This is a genomic window from Micromonospora sp. NPDC023814, assembly GCF_040639595.1.
Lineage (GTDB): Bacteria > Actinomycetota > Actinomycetes > Mycobacteriales > Micromonosporaceae > Micromonospora.
Map to the genome: position 1 here is coordinate 1 of NZ_JBFAAF010000214.1, position 1,825 is coordinate 1,825.

At 64.9% G+C, this 1,825-nt stretch carries 2 protein-coding genes and 1 pseudogene; 1 reads left to right on the plus strand and 2 read right to left on the minus strand.

The genetic code is table 11. From position 1 onward, the window contains the following. A partial coding sequence (locus AB0G14_RS35505; RefSeq protein ID WP_357705166.1) for a DUF1062 domain-containing protein occupies nucleotides 1–477 on the minus strand: 477 nt, incomplete at its 3' end. Nucleotides 478–950: 473 nt separating this feature from the next. Here AB0G14_RS35505 and AB0G14_RS35510 point away from each other — a divergent pair. Then, on the plus strand, nucleotides 951–1,499 hold the full coding sequence (locus tag AB0G14_RS35510) for a nucleotidyltransferase family protein (RefSeq protein WP_357705168.1): 549 nt from the start codon (nucleotides 951–953) through the stop codon (nucleotides 1,497–1,499). Here the strand turns inward: AB0G14_RS35510 and AB0G14_RS35515 are convergent. Continuing rightward, nucleotides 1,496–1,729, minus strand: a pseudogene (locus AB0G14_RS35515) (IS630 family transposase); the annotation flags it as partial. The gene AB0G14_RS35510 and the pseudogene AB0G14_RS35515 sit on opposite strands and share 4 nt — an antisense overlap. Nucleotides 1,730–1,825 lie beyond the last annotated feature (96 nt).

Consider the following 1,825-nt stretch of genomic DNA (forward strand, 5'->3'; position numbering starts at 1 on the left):
TCCACGATCGACGGCGTTCCGCACACCCAACCATGATCCAACCCGAACGCCCCAGGTCAAGCCGACCCGCCGACGAGCACCTGACCAGTCACGCCAGGGGCTTACGGGAGGGGACGGGGCGAGCAGTTCCCAGCATGGGTCCCGCTCCAGGGCGAACCGGTTGCGCCGGGCGATCAGCGGGTCGAGAAGGACGCGGGCGACGAGGGCAGAGGAGTTGCCGGAGTAGCCCTTCAGAAGGATCGGATCCAGGTACCGGACCGGGACGCGATCGTGAACGGTGATTTTGCTGGTGCGGTCGCAGAAAACGCAGGCGACCAGGAGCCAGATGTCGAGGAGTTTGCCGTTGGCATCGACGCGGAACTTCCCGTCGCCGGTGCTGGCGAGGCCGGAATGGCAGTGGACGCAGCGGAACGCGAGCAGGGAAAGGCGCGCGCGCCGAACGGTCCAGGACAGAACGATATGAGGACGCGTAGACATGATCTCTCTAAAGACCTGACGGAAGGCATGGGGAAAGAGCCGACGGCGACGTCGGCGACCGATGCACGGGGAAGGTGTCAGGTTAAAGAGCAGGCGGCGTCACGCGGGGTGAAGTCCTCTTGTGAGTGGGTCGGAGAAGAAGATCCAGTTACAAGGTAGGGCGGGACGGCTGGCGAGGCCACCCATTTTGCCCTGGTGGAGAGCATCGAGGGCGGGGTCGGCGAACTGGGCGGACCACGCGCCGATCGCCGCCGCGGCCCCTTTCTACCGTATTCCGGCCGCCCCCGGTGGGACTTGTTCCTCCCGCTGGCCTTCGCCTTGTCCTTCGGCAGCCTCGCGGGGACGATCGCCGCCTGCCTGCCGCGGGCGGTGGTGATCGCGCCGAAGCACCCGGTGACAGACTTCGCTCTGCCCTCAGCCACCGCCTCGCAAGCGGTGCGTACGTCCGCTGGTCTAGGGTCCCTGGGGTGGTCATGAGCGCGCAGGACGTTGTGGGCGTAATCGAGTCAGACCCGGAAGCAATGAGAGTCCTTCGGGCCACGGCCGACCTGGGATTACCGGACTGGTGGATCGGTGCCGGCTTCGTACGGAACCGCGTCTGGGACGCGATCAGCAACCTCCCGGTCTCGCCGGAGCGCGACGTGGATGTCGCCTACTTCGACCCGGAGAAGCTGGACCCACGCGACGACGCAGGCGCCGAAGCCCAAGCCATGGTGGCCCTGCCCGGGGTGCCGTGGGAGATTCGTAATCAAGCACGGATGCATCTGCTCAATGGCGATGAGCCCTACACGTCCGCCCTGGACGCGATATCGCGCTGGCCCGAAACGGCAACGTGCGTCGCGGTTACTCTACGGGGTGACTCTGTTCACCTGGTGTCCTGCCATGGGCTGGCTGACCTTGTGGGAATGGTTGTCCGCCCCTCTCCGGCCTTCAACGACGCAGCGGGCCGCGCGAAGGTACAGCGCCGCGTGGAGGTCAAGGGATGGCTCGACCGATGGGCCGGACTGCGGCTGGAGATCTAGTGTCCCGAGTCGTTAATTCGTTGGCAGTATCCGACGAGTGTCTCGAGGATTTCGTCAGCTGTCTTGGTCCAGATGAACGGTTTCGGGTTGCTGTTCCAGGCTTCGATCCAGGCGGTGACGTCGGCTTCCAGGGACGTAATGCTGCGGTGGGTTGATCGACGTAGTTTGCGGTTGGTCAACTCGGCGAACCAGCGTTCGACGAGGTTGAGCCAGGACGAGTAGGTCGGGGTGGGGTCTGCTGCACCAATAGGTGACACCTGAGATGGCTTGCCCTGTCGGGCGGGCTGGAAGGATGTCGCTGTGCCCAAGCCTTACCCCCGAGAGTT